General features: G+C 61.3%; 18 protein-coding genes and 1 pseudogene. 5 read left to right on the top strand and 14 right to left on the bottom strand.

Annotated elements, in window-relative coordinates; genetic code table 11:
* The first annotated feature begins 128 nt into the window (after positions 1-128).
* Together B7X90_RS15535 and B7X90_RS15530 are read left to right on the top strand one after the other, a co-directional pair.
* Positions 129-617: a hypothetical protein gene (locus B7X90_RS15535; protein WP_292625918.1), complete on the top strand. Its 489-nt coding sequence runs from the start codon at positions 129-131 to the stop codon at positions 615-617.
* 3 nt (positions 618-620) lie between these two features.
* Positions 621-3728, top strand: coding sequence for a DEAD/DEAH box helicase family protein (locus B7X90_RS15530; protein WP_292625916.1), 3108 nt, complete (start codon positions 621-623; stop codon positions 3726-3728).
* Between the two features lie 12 nt (positions 3729-3740).
* Here the strand turns inward: B7X90_RS15530 and B7X90_RS15525 are convergent, their stop codons facing one another.
* Positions 3741-4493, bottom strand: a complete 753-nt coding sequence (locus B7X90_RS15525) for an NYN domain-containing protein (RefSeq protein WP_292625914.1) — start codon at positions 4491-4493, stop codon at positions 3741-3743.
* Positions 4494-4698: 205 nt separating this feature from the next.
* Here B7X90_RS15525 and B7X90_RS15520 point away from each other — a divergent pair, with 205 nt between their 5' ends.
* On the top strand, positions 4699-5595 hold the full coding sequence (locus B7X90_RS15520; protein ID WP_292625913.1) for a LysR family transcriptional regulator: 897 nt from the start codon (positions 4699-4701) through the stop codon (positions 5593-5595).
* Here B7X90_RS15520 and B7X90_RS15515 read toward each other — a convergent pair.
* The 13 genes from B7X90_RS15515 to B7X90_RS15455 all read right to left on the bottom strand — a co-directional run bounded on the left by B7X90_RS15515 (position 5583) and on the right by B7X90_RS15455 (position 16888).
* The gene (locus tag B7X90_RS15515) at positions 5583-5810 is read right to left on the bottom strand and encodes a DUF2274 domain-containing protein (RefSeq protein ID WP_006964542.1); all 228 of its coding nucleotides are present in this window, start codon (positions 5808-5810) and stop codon (positions 5583-5585) included. The two genes, B7X90_RS15520 and B7X90_RS15515, sit on opposite strands and share 13 nt — an antisense overlap.
* A complete protein-coding gene (locus B7X90_RS15510; RefSeq protein WP_292625911.1) occupies positions 5807-7132 on the bottom strand; it encodes a TrbI/VirB10 family protein in 1326 nt (441 codons plus the stop codon). The genes B7X90_RS15515 and B7X90_RS15510 overlap by 4 nt, the downstream gene beginning before the upstream one ends.
* Positions 7129-8046 carry a P-type conjugative transfer protein TrbG gene (trbG, locus tag B7X90_RS15505; RefSeq protein WP_292625910.1) on the bottom strand — a complete coding sequence of 306 codons (918 nt, stop codon included), beginning with the start codon at positions 8044-8046 and terminating at the stop codon, positions 7129-7131. Before trbG ends, B7X90_RS15510 begins: the two co-directional genes overlap by 4 nt.
* The gene (trbF, locus tag B7X90_RS15500) at positions 8043-8726 is read right to left on the bottom strand and encodes a conjugal transfer protein TrbF (RefSeq protein ID WP_292625907.1); all 684 of its coding nucleotides are present in this window, start codon (positions 8724-8726) and stop codon (positions 8043-8045) included. Before trbF ends, trbG begins: the two co-directional genes overlap by 4 nt.
* 21 nt (positions 8727-8747) lie before the next feature.
* Positions 8748-10028, bottom strand: coding sequence for a P-type conjugative transfer protein TrbL (gene trbL / locus B7X90_RS15495; protein WP_292625906.1), 1281 nt, complete (start codon positions 10026-10028; stop codon positions 8748-8750).
* On the bottom strand, positions 10025-10279 hold the full coding sequence (gene trbK-alt / locus B7X90_RS15490) for a putative entry exclusion protein TrbK-alt (RefSeq protein WP_292625898.1): 255 nt from the start codon (positions 10277-10279) through the stop codon (positions 10025-10027). Before trbK-alt ends, trbL begins: the two co-directional genes overlap by 4 nt.
* Before the next feature lies 1 nt (position 10280).
* A complete protein-coding gene (gene trbJ, locus B7X90_RS15485) occupies positions 10281-11000 on the bottom strand; it encodes a P-type conjugative transfer protein TrbJ (protein ID WP_292625897.1) in 720 nt (239 codons plus the stop codon).
* Positions 10997-13321, bottom strand: a complete 2325-nt coding sequence (locus B7X90_RS15480; RefSeq protein WP_292625895.1) for a conjugal transfer protein TrbE — start codon at positions 13319-13321, stop codon at positions 10997-10999. The genes trbJ and B7X90_RS15480 overlap by 4 nt, the downstream gene beginning before the upstream one ends.
* A complete protein-coding gene (locus B7X90_RS15475; RefSeq protein ID WP_006964035.1) occupies positions 13318-13587 on the bottom strand; it encodes a VirB3 family type IV secretion system protein in 270 nt (89 codons plus the stop codon). Before B7X90_RS15475 ends, B7X90_RS15480 begins: the two co-directional genes overlap by 4 nt.
* Positions 13587-13919 carry a TrbC/VirB2 family protein gene (locus B7X90_RS15470; RefSeq protein ID WP_292625890.1) on the bottom strand — a complete coding sequence of 111 codons (333 nt, stop codon included), beginning with the start codon at positions 13917-13919 and terminating at the stop codon, positions 13587-13589. Before B7X90_RS15470 ends, B7X90_RS15475 begins: the two co-directional genes overlap by 1 nt.
* On the bottom strand, positions 13916-14899 hold the full coding sequence (trbB, locus tag B7X90_RS15465) for a P-type conjugative transfer ATPase TrbB (RefSeq protein ID WP_292625889.1): 984 nt from the start codon (positions 14897-14899) through the stop codon (positions 13916-13918). Before trbB ends, B7X90_RS15470 begins: the two co-directional genes overlap by 4 nt.
* A gap of 198 nt (positions 14900-15097) precedes the next feature.
* On the bottom strand, positions 15098-15670 hold the full coding sequence (locus B7X90_RS15460; protein ID WP_292625887.1) for a nucleotidyltransferase family protein: 573 nt from the start codon (positions 15668-15670) through the stop codon (positions 15098-15100).
* Between the two features lie 111 nt (positions 15671-15781).
* A complete protein-coding gene (locus B7X90_RS15455) occupies positions 15782-16888 on the bottom strand; it encodes a CoA transferase (protein ID WP_292625886.1) in 1107 nt (368 codons plus the stop codon).
* A 346-nt stretch (positions 16889-17234) separates the two neighbouring features.
* On the opposite strand from B7X90_RS15455, the gene B7X90_RS15450 reads away from it, so the two are divergent.
* A complete protein-coding gene (locus B7X90_RS15450) occupies positions 17235-18362 on the top strand; it encodes a citrate synthase (RefSeq protein WP_292625884.1) in 1128 nt (375 codons plus the stop codon).
* A 108-nt stretch (positions 18363-18470) separates the two neighbouring features.
* Positions 18471-18682 (top strand): annotated as a pseudogene (locus B7X90_RS15445) (hypothetical protein); the annotation flags it as partial.

Here is an 18682-nt window from a genome sequence, read left to right as displayed (position 1 = left end):
GTTCATCGTAAAATCTCAAAGTCCTGCACCAATCACGCCAAACTCTGAATCCGATTTTACCCGGTCAGGGAAGTCCTATTTTTCGAGGTGCCCTTAAATTTCTGGATAAATTAGATAAGCCACACATTTTGTCTGAGGTCACGAAGGAGCGTATTCGCCGCGCTGGTTCGGAGGCGCTCAAGGGCAACTGCGATGAAGGTTGGAGCAAGGACGTCGGCTTTCGCGTGTTGAAAGTCGACAGTTCGAACATGACCGACGTCTACTACCGCCCGGACGAGGTGAAGCAGGACGAGCTGTTTGGTCAGGTTGATAGCGTGAAGCCAGACCGCGCCGCCGAGGATCTGCTGTTCCAGGTGCTGATTGACTGGGGCGTGGAACTGTCCCTGCCGATCAACCGTGAAACCTTGCAAGGCAAGACTGTGTACTCGGTCGATGGCAATGCGCTGATCGCCTGCTTCGAACCTGGTGTTACCGATGATCTGGTGAAGGACATCGCGGCCCGCGCGCCGTTGCGTGCCGTATTCCGCGACACCAGCTTCGCCCGTGATGCCGACCGCATCAACGCAGAACAACTTTTCCGCCAGCTTTCCCCCAGCACCGAGCTGAAGGCTATCTGACCCATGGCCATGAAGCTCAAGTTCAAGGTTCAGCCTTACCAGACGCTGGCCGTCGATGCCGTGGTGGATTGCTTTGCGGGTCAGCCCTATGCCAGTGGCCCGACCTACCGGATCGATCCAGGCAAGCGCAATCAGGCGGAAGCGTTCGATGACGAGGGGTTTCGCAATACCGACTTTGCGCTGACCGAAGCGCAGCTGCTCGACAATATCAAGTCTGTGCAGCGGCGCCAGAATCTGCCGCAGTCTGCCTCGCTTCACAGCTTCGTCACCCGTGACACCAAGGGCAAGGCGGTGCCCGCGCCAGCAGCCTATCTGAAGAATATGGCGGCGGTCAGCCAGCTTCATCTCGATATCGAGATGGAGACCGGCACCGGCAAAACCTATTGCTACATAAAGTCGATGTTCGAGCTGAACCGCCGCTATGGCTGGTCGAAGTTCATCATCATTGTACCCAGCATCGCCATCCGCGAAGGCGTGGCCAAATCGCTGGCGATCACGGCAGAGCACTTCACCGAGACCTACGGCAAGAAGGCGCGTTTCTTCATCTACAACTCGAAGCGGTTGCACGAACTGGAGAGCTTTTCATCCGATGCCGGGTTGAACGTGATGGTGATGAACATCCAGGCGTTCAACGCCAGCGGCAAGGATAACCGCCGGATTTATGACGCGCTGGATGATTTCCAGTCGCGCAAACCGATCGATGTGATTGCTGCCAACCGGCCGATTCTCATCCTCGATGAGCCGCAGAAGATGGAGGGCAAGGCCACTGTCGAGGCCTTGCCCAAGTTCCGCCCGCTCTTCGTGCTGCGCTATTCCGCAACGCACCGGACCGAGCATACCAAGATCCATCGGCTCGATGCGCTGGATGCCTATAACCAGAAACTGGTGAAGAAGATTCAGGTGCGCGGCATCGCGCTTAAAGGCCTGACTGGCACGACGGCCTATCTCTATCTCGAGAGCATCGAGACTGTCGGCCGCGGCAAGGGCGGCCCCTTTGCCCGCTTCGAGATGGAGATCAAGGACACCACCGGCACGATTAAGCGCCGCATGAAGCGCCTTAAGTTCCGCGATGACCTCTATGACCTTTCTGGTGGTCTGGATCAGTATCGCGATTTCATCGTGTCACAGATCGACGCCACCGCCGACACGGTGGAGTTTACCAATGGCATCATCATCAAGGCCGGCGAGGCTTATGGTGACCTGTCCGAACGCGACATCCGCCGCATCCAGATCCGCGAAACGATCCGCGCGCATCTCGAAAAGGAAAGGCAGCTTTTTGCCCAAGGTGTGAAGGTGCTTTCCCTGTTCTTCATCGATGAGGTGGCCAAATACCGGGACTACAGCCGCGACGATCAGAACGGTGAATACGCCCGAATGTTCGAGGAGGAATATGCCGAGGCTGTCGCCGACGTGCTAGCCGAACTCCCGCTTGATGAAGTTGCCTGGCGAAAGCATCTCGAGGCGATCCCGGTTGCCAAGACGCACGACGGCTATTTCTCGATCGACAAGAAGACCAAGCGGCTGAAGGATCCGGAGCTCGGCGCGCGTTCGACCGATTCCGACGATAGCGACGCCTACGACCTAATCCTCAAGGACAAGGAGCGGCTACTCTCGTTCGAAGAGCCTGTCCGATTCCTGTTTTCCCACTCCGCGCTCCGCGAAGGTTGGGACAATCCGAATGTGTTCGTCATGTGCATGCTCAAGCAGAGCCTCAACATGGTTTCACGGCGACAGGAAGTTGGCCGTGGTCTGCGCCTGGCCGTTGACCGGTTTGGCGATAGGCTGGACCACCCGGCTACCGTCCACGACATCAACATTCTCTCGGTGATCGCGAGCGAGAGCTATACCGACTTCGTTGGCGGGTTGCAGAAGGAGATTGCCGAAAGCCTCTCGGCACGGCCCCGGAAGGCCAACCAGGCGTTCTTTACGGGCAAGCAATTGCAGACGCCCGAAGGTCCGGTCACGGTCACCGATCAAATGGCGACGCAGATCCACAGGTATCTGATCAAGAACGACTATATCGACGATTCCGACCAGATCACCGATGTGTACTACTCAGCCAAGGCTGATGGGACATTGGCCGCGCTGCATGAAGATTTGGTGCCCTACCAGGCAGAGGTCTTTGGCCTGATCGACAGCGTCTACAGCGATGCAGCGCTCCCCAAGTTCGAGGATGGGCGTAAGCCCAAGCGGAACCCGCTCAATGACAATTTCCACAAGGGGGCCTTTCAGGAGCTTTGGGGCAGGATCAACCGCAAGGCTGTCTATCGCGTCGAGTTTGACACGGCTGAGCTCATTCAGAAATGCATCGGCGCGTTGAACCGCGAACTGCGCGTGACCAAGCTGCAGTATTCCGTCCAGACGGGGATCCAATTGGATCAGGTCACCGATGAGCAGCTCAGGGACGGCACCGGTTTCAGCGTCACGCGTAATGAAACTGTCAAGGCGGCGTCAGCCCGTTCGTCGGTGAAGTATGACCTGCTGGGCAAAGTCTCAGAAGCAACCGATCTCTTGCGGCAAACGGTGGCTGAGATTCTGTCTGGCATTGAGCCGTCAATCTTCGAACAGTATCGCGCGAACCCTGAGCACTTCATCTCTGAGGCCGCGCGGCTGATCAAGGAGCAGAAGGCAGGTCACCTTATCGAGCAGTTGGTCTATGATCCGATCGACGAGCGATATGACGCCGATATTTTTACCGCCGCCGAGATTGGTCAGGATTTTTCCCGAGCAACCGAGCGTCTCAAGAACCACGTTTTCGACTTTTGCATCACGGATTCTGGGGTCGAACGCGACTTCGTTGGGGAGCTGGATACCAGCGCAGAGGTCGAGGTCTATGCGAAGCTGCCGAGGGGCTTCCTGATCCCCACTCCAGTTGGCGACTACAATCCCGACTGGGCCATCGTATTTCGAGCGGGCGCAGTGAAGCACATCTATTTCGTCGCCGAAACCAAGGGTTCGATGTCCTCGCTTGCCCTCCGAGATCTTGAACGCGCAAAGATTGATTGCGCTAAGAAGTTTTTCGCCAAGCTGGCAGAAACGAACCCGACGCCCAACGTGCGGTACGGGGTAGCGGACAGCTACAACAAGCTAATGGAAATCGTGACAACCTGATCCCGGCAAAGGCTATTTCTTGCCCTTGGCGGGCACGTGTCTAAGTCTGATCTGGACGTGGCCCGATCCCGTGCGGCGCGATTCAAATGCGCCCGCCTTGTCTACGAGATCGCTGAGCTTGGCCTGACCATAGGTACGCGGATCGAAATCCGACGCGAGTTCAGCGAGACGTTGGCCCACTCGGCCCAAGGGAACCCAGCCACCGTCATCATCCAGCTGCGCGATGGCCTTGCGAATAAGCGGGGCGGCCGCGCTTGGAGCCTGTTTGGCTGCCGCAGGTCGCAGATCGGCGCGTTCGGGCTCTTCCGAGGTTGGAGCCTCAGGCAGAAGATTTTCCGTGTAGATGAAGCGTCGGCAAGCCTGGCGGAAGCTCTCGGGCGTTTTCTGCTCGCCGAAGCCATAGACATCGATGCCTTGCTCGCGGATTCGTGCCGCCAGCCCTGTGAAATCACTGTCAGACGATACCAGACAGAAGGCGTCGAAGCGCCCGGTATGCAACAGGTCCATGGCGTCGATCACGAGCGCAATGTCAGACGCATTCTTGCCGGTGGTGTAGGCGAAATTTTGCTGCGCCCGGATTGCGTGGGTTGAAAGCACCTCTGCCCAAGATTTGAGGCGGGTTCCAGAAAAGTCGCCATAAATCCGGCGCACACTGGCTTCACCGATCTTGGCGATCTCTTCGAACAGACGGGTAGCGATACGGGAGGAGGCATTGTCAGCGTCGATGAGGACAGCAAGACGCGGAGCACGGGGTTCATTCGACATGTCGAATCCTTACCACGCCGCCGTTAAGATTTGTCTCCAAAATAGATCAAACAGATTTGAAGTTAAATTCCGACATCCGCCTGACTGGGCAAGTAAATTTACGGATCGAGATCTGACGTCGATCCACTACCGCGAATTTATATTGCGATTTCAGTCTGATTGCGCATCAATGCCGGCAAGAAAGAGAATGGGGGGCGATAGCAGTATGACGATCGAGGTTCGGCAACTCCGCTACGCCGTTCTGACCGCAGACACCCGCAGCTTTTCCCGTGCTGCCACGGCGCTCAACATGAAGCAGGCAACGCTGAGCCTGCGGGTTACGCAACTTGAGGACAAACTCGGCATCAAGTTGTTTACGCGTTCGACGCGGGGAGCTGAGCCGACCGAGATGGGCCAGGTCTTTCTGGAGTCCGCGCGGCGCATCATCACCGACATCGACAATCTGCAAACCACCGCTCGAGCGGTCAGCTACGGTGAACAAGGACGTCTCGCCGTCGGTTACAGCTCCTCGCTGATGGCAGGCAATCTGAAGCAGACCTTCTCCGAGTATCTGACCCGATTTCCTGACGTCCAGTTCGATGGCGAGGAAGCCGCTCCCGAAAAGCTGCTGAATGCCTTGCAGTCGCGGACCATCGATGTCGCGGTGGCACCGGCGGGGATGGAAGAGAGCGGCATTCTGGCGCGCTCGGTCTGGTCTGACAGGCTGATGGTCGCCTTGCATTCGGGCCACCGGCTTCTCGAAAGCGACCGGATCTACTGGAGTGATCTGCGCCGCGAAGTGTTCGTGGTGCCGGGCGGCGGCATTGGTCCGACTCTAGCCAATCTGCTTGCTGCGCGGCTGACCGGGCAAGGCGGGCGGCCGAACATCATCGTACAGAATACCAGCCTCGAGAGCGTGCTGAGCATTGTGTCGGTCGGTCGTTTCATATCGATCGCAACCGAAGCCTCGCAGGGCGTGACATGGCCGGATCTCCATTTCCGCGATATCCACGATCAGAACGGCACGACGCGCCTCGAATTTTCGGTTTACTGGCGCGAAGACAATGACAATCCGGCGCTGCAACGGTTCTTCACCCTGATCAACGAGCGTTACCCCGTCTGAGGTGTCTTGCGCGCTTTGGCAAAAGCCCGGTCAGTTGCGATAAACCGCTCAAGCATGGGCGGAATGAGCCGCTCGGCGGTCGGCGCACCTTTGGCATCCCCGCCGTTTACGGCGAGCGCATAAGCCACCAGATCGCGGTGAAGCCGTGCAGAGAGCTCCAAGGTCAGCCGCACCGGTTTTTCGTCGGCGAGATCAGCCAGTTTGAGACGGGTCATCGCATTCCTCCTGCAGGCACCGGTTCGAGCACCAGATCGTGAGTCACGATGATGCGCAGCGAAAATCCGGGGCGCACGGTCAGTGTCGGCGGCACATTCAATTGCCGCTGCACGACCTGCCTGCCGGTCTGGCTTATGGTGTCCTGCGTGCCGAAACGCAGCGCCCGAATGAGATCGCTATCACCGTTCGAAATGAGTTCTGTACCAGCCCCCAGCAATGTCGAAATGAGCGCGGCCTTGAGCATGTTGCCCCAATGATAGTTGGTCTGGTCTTCAAGGCCGGCCATACCGGCAGCATCAGCGCCGGGCAGGCGATCAAGCAGGATCGAATGACCTCCGGGAAGGATGAGGCGGTCCCAAGCCAGCAGCACGCGGTTCTGTCCGGCGGCTACGTCGCTGTCATATTCACCGATCAGCCTTGAGCCTTGGGGGATCAGCAGGATCCGGCCGGTGGGGCTGTCATAGACGTTCTGCGTAACCTGCGCTGTGATCTGACCTGGAAGGTCGGACCGGATGCCGGTTATGAGTGCTGCCGGTATCACGCTTCCGGCCTGCACAACGTAAGGCGATGCAAGGCGCATGATGCGCTCAGGGCTTTCCGTGCTGCGGTTGCCGCGCTGTCCGAGAAATGCGCGGCGGCTTGAAGTGGCTGTTGGTGCAGACGGTTGGGCTGGATCGGCACCCGGTATCGAACCTGATGGCGCTGGCCCTACTGCGGTTGCAGACCGATTGTCGGTCGTTCCGGTCTCTCCGGCAAGAAACAGGCGACTGGTCCGGGCGCTGTCACGCTCCTGCGCGGCGCGCTCGCGCGCTTGTTCGGCGGCTGCAATCCGCGGATCGGGCTGTCCTGCGGCCGGGGCGGTGCCAATAGGCGGGATCGGGACATTTTGCCCGCGCTGCTGCGCGGCAACGATCGGGCCGCCGAGATCACCGGGCAGTGCAGGACCTAATTTTGGCACGTCGCCGTAGTTGGCAGGCGCACCGTTGACCGAGTCCGCGCGGTTGCGGCTGTTCGTGTCGTAGAGATTCTCTGCTGGCAGGTGGTTCTGGGGCTGCAGTGCGTAGATCAGCGCACCGCCAATCCCGACGCTGGCGAGGAGCCCAAGAGTCGCCAATGCCTTGCGCGACAGTCGCATGACGCGCGGCGGTTCGCCGCCAAGGCGAAACCCGTCCGGGCTGGCCGGTGCAACCGGGCGCTCGTCGTCAGGCTCGTCGCCTTCGGCATCGACCTCAACGTCTGTTTCAACGTCAGCCTCGACTTCAGCCTCAACAATCCGGTTGGAGACCGGTCGCACGCCATCATCCTGCGGTCGCGTGTTCATGAGCGGCTCCGGCGGCGTGCGCGTTCACGCTCAATGCGAACCTGCTTGGCACTGTTGCCTGCGCCAAGCCGCAATTCCGCACGCTCAAACAGCCGGTCGACAACCATGTAGCGGCCTTGCACACGGTAGTTCACCAGCTCAGCTGCCTGGTCCGCGCCGATCACGAACAGCGGCGGCATATCGCCGCTCGCAATGTCGCCCGGAAACTCGATGAACACCTGCCGGCCATCATCGAACACCCGCAGTGGTCGCCATCCGGGATGATCGCCCCCGATGCGGTAGCGAAAGTTCAGGCTTGAGAAGTCGATACCCGACGCCACCGGTGCCGTGCGTTCACGCTCGGCCTCGGCAGTCCGCAGGGCGATCAAGGCGTCCTGCGGATAGGTCCAGGAGACTGCGGCCATATAGGTCGAGTTCGTCGCACTGAGTTCGAGATGATAGGTGCGCCGATTGGTATTGATGATGAGGTTGGTGCGAATGTCGGCCCGCGTCGGCTTGACGAGAATGTGAACACGGCGCGCTGCTCCGGCGCCGCTCACCGTGTCGCCAATGATCCAGCGGACCGTATCGCCCGATGCGACCGGCCCCGGTCCAACGAGTTCTTCGCCTTCCTGGAGCATGATGTCGGTAATCTGCCCCGGTGCGGTGTAAATCTGGAACAGGGCTCCATCGGTATAGGCATATTGCTGGATGGCATTGAAATAGCTGGTGCGCTCCGGTTCCACCCGCGCTGCGGCGTTGGCCCTGCCAACACGGGTGCGCGGGTCGGCAGGCTCAACGGTCTGCGCCGATGTAGCAGGAATTGGATGCGGCTGAGCGCGCTGTTCGCGCGCCATGGCTTCGGCAGGGATGCAGAGCAGCGTTACCGCTGAGAGCATATTGGATGTGCGCAGGGCGCGCGTCGGGCGGATCATTGGCTAAGCTCCTTTGACCAGTTGATGGCGTTGATGAACAGGCCGAGCGGATTCTTGCGCAGGGCATCGGGGGTGCGTGGTGGCTGCACGACGGTGGTCAGGATCGCTGACCAGCGCGAAGTCTCGAGAAGTGCGCCATCCTGGTAACGCCGCTCGGTCCAGCCGACGCGAAAGCTGTCGTTCGACGCACGAACGACACTCGACACATCGACCGCGACCTGCACCTTGCCGACTTGGGCAAAGGGATCGTTGTTGCGCGCATAGTCATTGAGCGCCTGCGCGCCGCGGTCGGTGGTGAAGTCGTAAGCCCTGAGCCAGTCTTGCCGCAGCACGATCGGATCGGCGGGAATGGCGCGCACCTGCTCGATGAAGCGAGCAAGGTGGAACGCCATTTGCGGGTCGGTCGGGCGATAATCGACATCGGCGGGCGCGATGGCCTGTGCCTGGCCGAGCTTGTCGACCTCGACCACCCAGGGCGTGATCGTGCCGCGCGCCGATTGCCAGACGAGACCGCCTGCCAGCCCTCCCGAAAGCGCAAGGCAACCAAAGAAGGCGAGCCGCCAGTTTTTCGCCTGCACCCGTGCTGAACCGATGCGGTCGTCCCAGACCTGGGCGGCGCGTTGATAGCGCGTGACGGGCTCGGGACTGGTCCCGTAACGGATGGAAGGGCGTCGAAACATGTCGGATCCTTTTCGGAAGTTTCAGCTTTTGTCGGAGATGTCGGGGCCAGAGCCGCCGCCGTGGCTGTCGCCGCCCTTGAGGGTATGCGAGGCCATGTTGGCACCTTGTGTCATCGCCTGACGCCGCTTCATCGCGGTGGCCCATGCAGGAGGGCCATCGGCGGCGCCGGTCGCTGCCGCATTGGCGGGCGTCCCGGCCTTGCCAGCGGCATAGTTCGCCTTGAGGCTGTCTGTGGCCCGGCGAAGCGGTGATACCGCGCTGCTAGCGGCCGATTTTGCGACATTGGCGAGACCCGAAGCAGCCGCAGCCCGTCCGGTTTTGCCAGCGGCTCCGGCTGCATAGGCACCCGACGCGCCGCCTGCCGCGCGGGCACCGCCCGTGGCCGTGCCCGCTATGGCAGAGCCGGCGGCACCTGCCGCGAGCTTGGCACCTGCGATACCGCCCGCAATCGTCGCGCCAGCAGCGATCGCCGTACCGGCTGCCGCGCCTGCGCCAAGCTGCGGTCCGCCCGACACAATGCCGTTGGCGATGCTGGGACCAAAGATACCAAGGCCGAGCAAGGTCAGCGCTGCGAGCGCAATCGCCATGACCTGCTGGATGTCTGGCTCAACCCCGATCCCGGCGTTGATGAATTGCGAGAACAGGGTCGTGCCAATGCCGGTGATGACAGCCAGCACGAGCACTTTGATGCCGGAGGAAATGATATGGCCAAGGACGCGCTCGGCCATGAAGGCGGTGCGCCCGAAAAAGGCGAACGGCAGCAGCACGAAGCCTGCAAGCGTCACCAGTTTGAACTCGATGATGGTGACGAAGACCTGGATCGCCAGCACGAAGAAGGCGATGACGACGATCAGCCAGGAGATCAGCAAGATCAGGATCTGCACGAAATTGGTGAACAGACCCACCGGCCCGACAAGATCGGCGGTGGCGTCGAGCAGCGGCTGCCCGGCATCAAGTCCGGTTGCGGCGACAACGCCGGGGCGCATGAAATCGCCGATCGCCATGCCGCTACCGCTGGCCTGCAGGCCAAGCCCGGCAAAGCTCTGGAGCATGATGCCAGCGAGATTGGAGAAGTTGCCGATGATGAAGGCGAAAGTGCCGATGTAGAGGGTCTTCTTGATCAGGCGCTGCAGCACATCTTCATCGGTGCCCCAAGCCCAGAACAAGGCGGCTATGGTCACGTCGATGACAATGAGGGTGGTCGACAGGAAGCCGACCTCACCGCCAAGCAGGCCGAAGCCGCTGTCGATATACTGGGTGAAGACCGTCAGAAACTGGTCGATGACGCCGGTATCATTCATGGCTGCCGGTCCCTTCCATGGAAAAATCGGCGTCGCTCAGCTTCCCACACCGCATCGCATCCCGATTCCGGCATGGTGATCGTGCTGCAGCGCTTGAGTTCTGCGGCGTGAGGGTTCGGAGATCCTGTCTCGTCCGCGTCATAGGTCGTCGTGTCGTGCCGAGCCGGCGGCCGCGTTGCCGACACAACCGCAACCGCGATCAGCAATCCGGCAAAAGCGGCGGCTGCCGCCAGCTTGACCGACCGGCTCATGTCAGTTCCGGGCCCGGAAGCGGCGGAAACGCTCGCGGCCCTCGGCCTCGGTCGCGGCATTGCGCGCGGCCTCGATCGACTGCGCGCGACCCTGCGCCGCAATGGCGGCGGTCAGATCGGCCAGCTGCTGGGTTTGCAAAGCCAGTAGCTGATTGCCGGCCTGTGCCGCCTGCAAAGCCCCGGTCGCTGACTGGCTGGCACCGACCAATGTCGTGATCGAGCTGCGGGTCGCACCCAGATTGCCGACGATCCCGGCCTGAACCTTCATGGCGTCTTCTAAGGCGCCGACGCTGTCCTGCCAGCGCGCATTGGCGTTAGCGACCATCTGGGCCTGCCCGCCGGTCAGTGCCGCCCCCTTGTAACGGCCGCTGAACACCTGCTGCACGTCGGTCACGTCATAGGCGATGCGCTGGGCCTGGTTCAGCAACTGGCGGGTCTGGTCGACCTGTTGCTGAAGCGTCTGGATCGTCGAGACCGGCAGACTGGCAAGATTGCGGGCCTCGTTGATGAGGCTGGTCGCCTGGTTCTGGATCTGCTGGATCTGATTGTTGATCTGCTGCAGCGTCCTGGCGGCAGTCAGCACGTTCTGCGCGTAGTTGCTGGGATCATAGACGATCCCGCCAAACTGGGCCTGCGCTGGCGCGGCGATCATGGTGCCTGATACCAGCGAAGTGGCGATCGCCGTCGCCATGAGCGCGCGGCGGAGGACGGGTATTTTCATGGGCGGTTTTCCTTGTCCGTTAGTGCGGGCGGCGGGGGAGGAAGCAGCTCGGCCGCCCATTCGAGGCTGCGGTTCTGGAGCCAAGCCGCTGCAAAGCCTTGGCGGCCATGGGCTGCGACAAGTTCGGCGATGCGGATCTGGTCTGATTTGGAAGAGGCGGCGCTGAAGGCGAGTGCGACGTCGCCGAGACCCAGCTCGAACAACCGGTTGCCGCGCCGCGACTGACAGTAATAGTCACGCTTCGGGGTAGCCCGGCTCAGGATTTCGATTTGGCGATCATTGAGGCCGAACCGCTCATAGACCCGCGCGATCTGCGGTTCGGCTGCGCGCTCGTTGGGCAGAAAGATGCGCGTCGGGCAGCTTTCGATGATGGCAGGCGCGATGGCCGACGTCTCGATGTCGGCAAGGCTCTGGGTCGCGAAGATGACGCTCGCATTCTTCTTGCGCAGCGTCTTCAGCCATTCGCGCAGCTGCGCGGCGAAGGCCGGGCTGTCGAGCACGAGCCAGCCTTCATCGATGATGATCATGGTCGGCGAGCCGTCGAGCCGCCCCTCGATTCGGTGGAACAGATAGGCGAGCACAGCAGCGGCCGATGATGCGCCGATCAGACCTTCGGTTTCGAAAGCCTGCACAGACGCCTCGCCCAGACGTTCCTGTTCGGCATCAAGCAGCCGTCCCCATGGACCGCCAATGAGATACGGGGCGAGTGCCTGTTTCAATTCCTGGGATTGCAGGAGGACCGCGAGGCCGGTGAGTGTGCGTTCTGCAGGCGGAGCGGACGCAAGCGATGTCAGGGCCGACCAGAGATACTCTTTGGCAGCAGGGTCAATCACCATGCCTTCGCCGGCCAGCATCGCCGCCAGCCATTCAGCGGCCCAGGTGCGTTCGCCGGTGTTGTCGATCCTTGCAAGCGGCTGCAGGGCGACGGCAGCGCTGTCGCCTTCCTCGGCATGCAGCGCGCCGCCGAGATCCTGCCAGTCGCCGCCCATGCCGAGCGCAGCAGCGCGGATCGATCCACCAAAACGGAACGGGGTCGAGCCTTCGGTCTTGCCGTAAAGCAAGGGGGCGTCACCGAAATGCTCGTCCCGTTCCGCTCCCGCCCATACCGCTGACAGGGGGATCAGGTGGGCGAGATTGAGTGTGGAAATGGGCGGCTGCCGGACATTGGCGTAGACATGGCCGGGGAGCGATCCGAGCCATGCTTCGAGCGCATTCATGCCTTCGATCGTGCAGGTGAAGTCGCGGCCCTGGATGACCTTTTCGACCAGCCTTAGTTTCTCCGCCGCCAGCGCCGGGTCGCGGTCCCAGACCGTGACCGTCGCAGTGACATAAGCAATGCCAGCATGATCTGCGCCAAGCTCCTGCAGCGCCATGTCGGCATCAGCCGCCTTGTTGGAGGCGTCCGAATCCATCAGCACCGATTGCTCGTTGGTCATCACCTCCTTGAGGATGGCGGCGACCGATTTGCGCTTGGCGAACCATTGCCGCCGAATCTTCGAGAGCAGCTTGGTGGCATCGGTCTTGTCGAGCATGATTGCCCGCGTCGACCAGCGGTAAGGGAAGGCTTGCCGGTTCAGCTCATCAAGCAGCCCGGGAAAGGTCGCCGTCGGAAAGCCGGTGATCGTGAGCGTGCGCAAATGATGGGCGCCGAGCATGGGCTCAAGCCCGCCAGTCAGCGGCTCATCGGCCAGCAGCGCGTCGAGATAGACCGGCGTTTCGGGCACGCGGACGCGCTGCGTCCTCGTTGATACCGTGCTGTGGAGATAGGTCAGCGTGGCGGCGTCATCGAGCCACGCTGCCTCGGGCATAAATCCCTCAACCAGATGCAACACGCGGTCGGTTCGATCGGCGAAGGATTTGACGAGTTCCTTGGGATCGACCCCGGTCGACGCCTTGCCTTCGTAGAGCCAGCCTTCGGCGCGCGCCGCTTCCTCGGGCGGCGGCATCCACAGGAGCGTCAGATAATAGCCGCTTTCGAAATGCGCTCCTTCCTCACGAAACTGTTCGCGGCGCTCCCTGTCGACCAGTGCCGACACAGGATCGGGAAAGCGGGATTGCGGATAGGCTTGCGCCGCGGTGCGCTGCGCTTCGACGAAAACCGCCCATCCCGAGCCCAACCGCCGCAGGGCATTATTGAGCCGGGAGGTGACGGCCACGAGTTCGGCGGGCGTGGCACTGTCGAGATCGGGTCCGCGAAAGCGCGCCGTGCGCTGAAACGATCCGTCCTTGTTGAGCACCACGCCCGGCCCCACCAGTGCGACCCAGGGGAGGAAGTCTGCGAGACTGGCGGATTTGGTCCGATATTCCTGAAGCGACATCATGGCCGCACCCAGGTCGGATATTTGAGATGGCGGCGCGCGACATCGACAAACTGCGGATCGCGGCGGGCAGCCCAGACCGAAAGCACATGGCCGATTGCCCAGATGGCAAGGCCAGCGAGCCAGAGCCGCAAGCCGAGGCCAATCGCGCCCGCCAGCGTGCCATTGACGATAGCGAGTGCACGCGGCGCACCGCCGAGCAGGATCGGCTCGGCCAGTGCGCGGTGGACCGGGGCATAAAAGCCGGGGATATCGTCTGCCGACGTCATCAGATCAGCGCCCCGCCGCCGAAGCTGAAGAAGCTGAGGAAGAAGCTCGATGCGGCAAAGGCGATGGAAAGGCCGAACACGATCTGGATCAGCCGGCGAAAGCCACCCGATGTATCGCCAAAGGCAAGGCTGAGGCCGGTGACGATGATGATGATCACGGCAACGATCTTGGCGACCGGCCCCTCGATGCTCTCAAGGATCGACTGAAGCGGGGCTTCCCACGGCATCGACGAACCACCGGCATGCGCCGGGGTGGCACTGGCCACCATCACGAAAGCAGCAGTCGCAGCGAGCGCAGCGCGATTGGTGCCGCGCCGGAGGGCATGGATCATAGAGAGTCTCCTTGGGTTTGGGTGGCGGGAATCAGGCGATAGTCGCCGGTGACCGGGTCCAGCCCGTCGACGCGGGCCAGTTCGGCAAGGCGCCGCCCGGTGCCGTCGCGCACCAGTACGGCGACGAGGTTGATGGTCTCGGCGATCAGGGCGCGCGGGACGGTGACGACCGCTTCCTGGATCAGCTGCTCCATCCGCCGCAGGGCACCAATCGCGCTTCCGGCGTGGATCGTCCCGATTCCTCCGGGGTGGCCGGTGCCCCAGGCCTTGAGGAGATCGAGCGCCTCGGCGCCGCGCACTTCGCCAATCGGAATCCGGTCAGGGCGAAGTCGAAGGCTCGAGCGGACCAAATCGGATAGCGAGGCAACGCCATCCTTGGTCCGCATCGCCACAAGGTTTGGCGCGCGGCATTGAAGCTCGCGGGTATCTTCGATCAGAACGACCCGGTCGGTGGTCTTGGCGACCTCGGCGAGCAGGGCGTTCGTGAGCGTCGTTTTGCCGGTGCCAGTGCCCCCAGCGACAAGAATGTTCAGCCGCTCTGCAACGCCCGAACGAAGCCTGTCCGCTGCAGAGGCGCACATGATTCCTGCACTGACATAGTCCTCGAGCAGGAATACCGCGACGGCGGGCTTGCGGATGGCAAAGGTGGGAGCCGCCACCACCGGTGGCAGGAGGCCTTCGAACCGTTCTCCGCTTTCCGGCAGCTCCGCTGACACGCGCGGTGCATCGCCGTGAACTTCGGCACCCACATGATGGGCAACCAATCGGATGATGCGCTCACCATCGGCTGCTGTCAGGCGTTCACCGCTATCGGACAGTCCCATGCCCAACCGGTCGACCCAGAGGCGTCCGTCAGGATTGAGCATGATCTCGATGACCTGCGGGTCAGCCAGCCAGGTCGCAATCGAGACGCCCATCGCCGTGCGCAGCATGCGTGCGCCGCGTGACCGTGCTTCAATTCGGACTGGCTCAGCGCCCATCGGATACCCCGCTGCGAGAGCGGGACAGGATCGTCCGGCTCGACGGGGACGAGTAAGAGACGCAGATAAGGGGCTAGTTCAACAAGGATTTAGCGTCGTAGCAGTGGGGGATAGAAAAACAGGCAGGGGCGTAGTTCAAAGCGGCTAGACTAGGGCTTGGCGCCGACGACGTCGCCTTGCTCATCCTGATGCCGGTGTTTAGCTGCCAAAAGGTTCCGCACATTCGAGGAGCGGCCAGACTGTAATCCAAGCCTTGGATTCGACTCTTTTTTGATAAATCGGCAACTTCTCGCAGGCGAACCTCGGTGTTGGACGAAGCACCAGGTTGAAGAGATCATCCAGTCCAAGTGGGCTAGCGACGTCGAGTTGGTCCTTCCCGCGTCGCCTCGCCGCGACAGCAGTCGCTGTTTCGGGCCAATATCGCATCGCATCGGTTGCAGATCGATATGGCGAGTCTGAGTTGCGGGAGTGCATTCGCGCCTGATTCTTTACAGACCAGTCAATCGAAGGAGCCGCAGCACGTAGCACTTTTTCAATTTTGCGATCATGAGATTCCTCGATGCGGTCAGGATCGAACCAAATCACATCGACATCGCTAAGGGGCGGCTGTGGACTTCGACCGTGTAGAGCGTCCCAAACTGCATTTCTGATGAACCCGGCCGCAATCCAGCAGTCTGGCAGATCTAAATGCGACACCAGCTCCAGCAGCCACCACCGGAGCGGGTCGGCGCGCAAGATAGCGTCGACGTGTAGATGGGAGGTCTCATGCATATCTCACGCTAACGCATAGGCGAATGGCCGCAAAGCGTCGGAACCTGAAAGGCAGATTTTTCAGATCGCCGCGATTTGCAGCTCTTCGCGAAGCGCCCCCAGAATGGACGCTCACTGTGCCCAATAGGGTTGCACTGAGCCGAGTTGCGTGGCTGGTCGTGGCCAATACATCCGCAACCCACCTATGCTGATCGGAGGAAGCAGACGCCGCCCCGGCCCCCAATCAGTGTGCTCTACAGAAGGATCGAAATCCTCATCGGCTGATCCCCCAAACTCGGCATCTGAGGCTTCGCATTTGTGATCGACCAGCAATTTGGCCGTGCGCGCAAGTGAGAGCCGCGCCCGTGTCGGGCCTGCGTTTGCGATCCTTGATATCAGGCCCCGCACAGCGGCAGCAGCAAGCAGATAGCCTGTAGCATGATCGAGCGCCTGTACAGGAAGCGACACGGGGGCAGCTGAATTGCGCCAAGCCATTCCGGCCGCCGATATACCGGAGGAAAACTGCACAAGGCTGTCAAAGCCGCGTCGTGCGGCCCATGGTCCATGATGCCCATAGGCATCGAGCGAAATATCGATGAGCCCCGGGCAAATGGCTTGCCGGACCGCAGCTCCCAGGCCCAATCCTTCGAGCGCATCACTGCGATAGCCGTGAACCAATATGTCTGCCCGGCCCAGCAGCGCGAGCAGCGTGTCACGCCCGGCGGCGGTTTTGAGATCAAGCCTGGCGCATCGCTTGCCCAAAGTCACCTCGGGGATGACGCCGGGCTCGTCCCAATTGGGTGGGTCTATCCTGAGGACATCGGCGCCAAATCCAGCCAGAAAGCGGGTAGCGACAGGGCCTGCCAGAACGCGCGTCAGGTCGAGCACGCGCAAACCTGCAAGCGGACGATCCGCGGACGGACGCCAGTCGCGGACAACGCGGGCCGCTGGCATGTCCCACAGCATCAACGGCTCCGCAGCCACGGCTCGGCCCTGCGGATGGGTCGCCCATTCATCAGCTGATCGCAGGCGCGCCGCGCAACCGCCGGCTGACACGATAGCGTCTTCCAGAGCATCGGAAGACCACGTCGCCACAACGGCTGCGACGCTTTCGCGCGAAGCTTCGCAGCCCAGCACGGACAAGGCCGACGCGCGGTGATGCGGGGCGTTGGTGTGAAGCTTGATCCACCCATCCGCTGCCGCGTAATCGCCTGCGATTGCATCCCAAGGGTTGGGCATCTCCCAGCCCTGCGGCCGGAGGGACCAGCCAAACCAAAGCGACGCTGATCGGAATGAGACCGAAACTGGCGGAGCGCTCGTCGAAAGGCCGACCAATTCGGAAATCGCCAAAGCGGCTGTCCCGATCGAAGCGGCCGCAAGTTCCGAGACAGGGAAACACGAGGGCAGCCGGTCATTGCAGTCAAAAGACAAGCGAGAGCCAGCCTCGGTGGGCAAGTGGAGCGCGGCCATGAGATCCTTGATCATGGAATGGGCAAGGTCATCGGGCATAGACGCTCCTTTCAAACGGATGCGACTGCCTATTCCTCGATTGCGCCAAGGATCAATCTTGATACATATAATCAATATGACTATCTGGATTGACCGGGATACAGCGCTCGCCAGATTGGGCGTCAAGCCGCAGACACTCTATGCCTACGCGAGCCGCGGCAGGATCAGAGTGGATTGCGATCCTGTCGATAGCCGTCGAAGTCTTTATAATGCCGATGACATTGGCGAAATTTCGGTCCGCAAGGCTCGTGGTCGCAAGCCTGCCGCGATTGCGGTGAGCTCGATGGATTGGGGCGAGCCCGCAATTCCCACCCGCCTTTCGACCGTGCATCAGGGCAAGCTCTATTATCGCGGGAAGGATGCGATGGCCTTGGCTCAAAGCGCGACACTGGAGCAGGTCGCCGCCTTGCTGTGGGGCACCACGCAGCCACCGGCGTTTACATCGCACGCTGCCACGGGTGAGATCGATCCCTTCGCAGTGCTTGCGGCCCTCGCCGCAACGGGTAAGCCGATCATTGGCTGCGGTACGGACCATCTGGCGCATGATGCCGCGATCATAGTCGCAAATCTGGCGCTGGCCTGTGGTGCGGCAAGCGGTAACGGCGCGCTCCATGAAAGGCTCGCCCTGGGATGGGGTTGCGACGCCGCCGCATCTGACCGGATCCGACAGGCGCTGGTTGCGATGACTGATCATGATCTCAACGCTTCGACATTTGCCGCGCGTGTAGCAGCGTCTACCGGGGCCTCCTTGCCCGCCTGTTTGCTCGCCGGACTCTGCACGCTTTCCGGTCCGCGTCACGGCGGCGCGGGGGAAGCCTTGCGGTATCTCGCCGTTGATGCCCGCCATTACGGCCTGGAACCAGCAATTCGCCGATGGCTTGAGCATGACCGTATGCTGCCGGGCTTTGGTCATAACTTTTACCCTGATGGTGATCCCCGAGCAGCTTTGATGCTTTCCGGCATCATGCCGACCGAGGAAATGAAAGCATTGGCAGACTGCGTCCTCGCTCTAACCGGCCTCCATCCGAATTGTGACTTTGCTCTGGCCGCCATGACCGAAGCGCTTAGCTTGCCCAACGACGCACCTTTCAGAATCTTTCTTCTGGCACGGGCTGTGGGATGGTGCGCCCATGTTATCGAACAAAATCGGGATGGAACTCTGATAAGGCCTCGCGGACGATACGAGGGGAAACTGCCGGTTTGATCTTGCCGGAAGCTGCGAGAAAGGCCGGCCGGAGTGACCATTCCCCAAGGTTATCTCTGATCGCTTGCATGGTGGCAGCACATGCCGACGCACGCCTGAGGGAGTCAATTGCAGCGCGAACGGTGCGCAAAGGCAGAGATAGAGAAATTCTTGAAACTTTCACTATTAGGAAGTATTGAGAATTTTATGTCCAGCCTAGCGCAACAGGTATCCGCAAGCGTGCTGCGCGATCGGGTCTTCAATGAACGCCAGCTCAGCGAACTGCTGGGGGGAGGCGATGCGCGGCGTTATGGCCTCGTCAACCGCGCCCTCAAGGACGG

Source organism: Novosphingobium sp. 17-62-19 (genome assembly GCF_002256775.1).
Lineage (GTDB): Bacteria > Pseudomonadota > Alphaproteobacteria > Sphingomonadales > Sphingomonadaceae > Novosphingobium.
The sequence above is the reverse complement of the archived record's forward strand: the minus strand, read 5'-3'. Positions and strand labels throughout refer to the sequence as shown.